The organism is Streptosporangium sp. NPDC003464, from assembly GCF_053588315.1.
Window position 1 is genome coordinate 1 of sequence record NZ_JBSFPS010000523.1, and the last position, 2,064, is coordinate 2,064.

A 2,064-nucleotide genomic window follows, 5' to 3' on the forward strand; every position below is an offset into this window, starting at 1 on the left:
GACCGGGACGACTACGTGCTGGCCACCAAGGTCTTCTTCCCGATGGGCAAGGGTGTCAACGACCGCGGCCTGTCCCGCAAGCACATCCACTCCGCTTCACTCCAGGGCACACCGCCTCACCCACTCGCCGAAGCTCTGACGGTCATCACGCAAGAGCCGATCCGGCGAGGACCTTCATCACAGGGTGAACTACGCCGCGCTCCCGAATGATCAGCGAACAGCGAGGGCCTTCTCGATGAGTGTCACTGTGGCACGAGGATCAGCAACCTCCACGACCAGGCGCACGTAACGCTCATCGACCAATTCGATGACCACAGCCTTGGTCGCATCTCTGACGTCCCAGAACACCCGCTCGCCATCCACACGGAAGGTGCCGGCGGTAATGACTCCGGGGAGGTGCGTCCCGGGGCTCCGAATGCCTTTCGGGTCGTTGATGATTCCCGGGTCTGCAGTCACGCCACGGACGTTCTCCAACGGGATGGTCAACTGGCTCTTGAGTGCCCACAGCTTGTCGAGTCCTTCGATGTCCACGACGAGGCTGTCACCGTTAATGCTGATCCTTGCCATGTTCTACTCCTTGAGGTTGGGGCGTCAGGCCTGGGGAGTGAGTTGATCCACCAAAGCCGTTCTTGCCTGCTTGACGCTGGCTTCAGCCGCTCCCGATCGGGCGCGTAGGTGAAGTCCGAGAAGTGCCGCAGTGACTGCGAAAGCCAGATGCGTTTGCGGCTCGTGGGAGGAGTTCGATCGGATCGCCGCTTCTGCTGCCTGATCGAACCCGGTGAACACTTGGGCGAGCAAATCCGCCACCTCCGCGTCTACGGGTGCGCGTTCAACCGCAGCCAAGAGGAGCAGATCAAGTGCGGGTCTCACGGAGGGCGCGTTCAGCACCTCCGGCGAGACCTCGGCTAGAGCCCTCGCGTCCCTGATGTGATCGACAAGCGGGGCGATCTTGTGATCCAGCGACCACCGCAGAGCCGCCATATACAGCCCCCGCTTACTTCCAAAGGTCTTGTACAGGCTGTTGCGGTGCACTCCTAGGTGAGTTACCAGTTCATCGATGGAGATGCCGTCGTAGGTCCGGCTGCCGAAGAGCTCGGCTGCGGCTTGAACGACGGCGACCTCGTCGAACCCTCTCGGTCGGCCCATGGCAGAAGCGTAAGAGGTTTAGGAACACTCAGTCAAGAACAATCGTTCCTAAATCTGAATCGCCACCTCAACGCGCCCGAGGCCGGTGATTCTCCGAGCCGGAACGCCTCGGCCGGAGGTGCTCCGGCTCCGGGATGATCGCCGTGCCGCCAGGAGGTCCGTAGGTGACTGAGGTGGAAGCCTGATCGCCCCGTCCGTCATCGACCCGGGACAAGCCGAGCAGACCAAGGCCGCCGGCTCCCCTTCGGGCGGGCCTGCGGCAGACGGGACGATCCGGCAGGGGCAGGTGTGCGTCCGCGCAGAGGTCAGAGGGGAGCACCTGACTGCCTAGGGGCACGGTCACGGTGGATCACCGCCGAGCACGATCCGGGGTACGTTCGCCTTACGGGGATTCCGGAACTCGCCGACCTCATCCGGCTCGTCAAGGGGGAGCCCGAGCGCCAGCATGGCGATCTTCATTGGCCGGTCGGCCCCCACTCCTTTCATCTCATCCGGGGCACGACAACGGTTCTCCTCTCGATCGACGCCGCAGCAGGCGAGGCGTACATCAGCCTTTACGCAGGCGAGGAAGAGATCACTTCCCTGGGAAGGCCGCGACCGCTGAGGCGGCTCTCCGTCGAGCGGCACAGCCCGGATTCCCTCCCCTGCGGCGTCCCACCGGCCGAGGCGGTGATCTCCGTCAGAGGGCCCGGTCGTAGGGTGGGCCTCCATAGTGGAAACGGGAGGTTTCACCATGGAGTACACGCGTCTGGGTTCCACCGGCATGAAGGTGTCGAGGGTCTGCCTCGGCATGATGAGCTACGGTGACCCCGCCAAGTGGAGCGAGTGGGTCCTCGACGAAGCCACGGCGGAGCCGATCGTGCGCCGCGCGGCCGACGCCGGGGTGACGTTCTTCGACACCGCCGACGTCTACTCGGC

General features: G+C 64.0%; 4 protein-coding genes and 1 pseudogene. 2 read left to right on the forward strand and 3 right to left on the reverse strand.

Features of this window, described 5'->3' with window-relative positions; translation table 11 throughout:
- Positions 1–210, forward strand: a pseudogene (locus tag ACWDS7_RS48100) (hypothetical protein); the annotation flags it as partial.
- On the opposite strand, the gene ACWDS7_RS48105 reads toward ACWDS7_RS48100, so the two are convergent.
- The 3 genes from ACWDS7_RS48105 to ACWDS7_RS48115 all read right to left on the reverse strand — a co-directional run bounded on the left by ACWDS7_RS48105 (position 211) and on the right by ACWDS7_RS48115 (position 1,773).
- On the reverse strand, positions 211–567 hold the full coding sequence (locus tag ACWDS7_RS48105; RefSeq protein ID WP_306868370.1) for a hypothetical protein: 357 nt from the start codon (positions 565–567) through the stop codon (positions 211–213). It lies immediately after the preceding pseudogene.
- Between the two features lie 24 nt (positions 568–591).
- Positions 592–1,146 (reverse strand): TetR/AcrR family transcriptional regulator, encoded by a 555-nt coding sequence (locus ACWDS7_RS48110; RefSeq protein WP_451934773.1) that lies wholly within the window; start codon positions 1,144–1,146, stop codon positions 592–594.
- 339 nt (positions 1,147–1,485) lie between these two features.
- Entirely contained in the window at positions 1,486–1,773 is a 288-nt protein-coding gene (locus ACWDS7_RS48115) for a hypothetical protein (protein WP_451934774.1), read from the reverse strand.
- 106 nt (positions 1,774–1,879) lie between these two features.
- On the opposite strand from ACWDS7_RS48115, the gene ACWDS7_RS48120 reads away from it, so the two are divergent.
- Positions 1,880–2,064, forward strand: a 185-nt coding sequence (locus ACWDS7_RS48120) for an aldo/keto reductase (RefSeq protein ID WP_451934775.1), incomplete at its 3' end; no start/stop codon positions are given.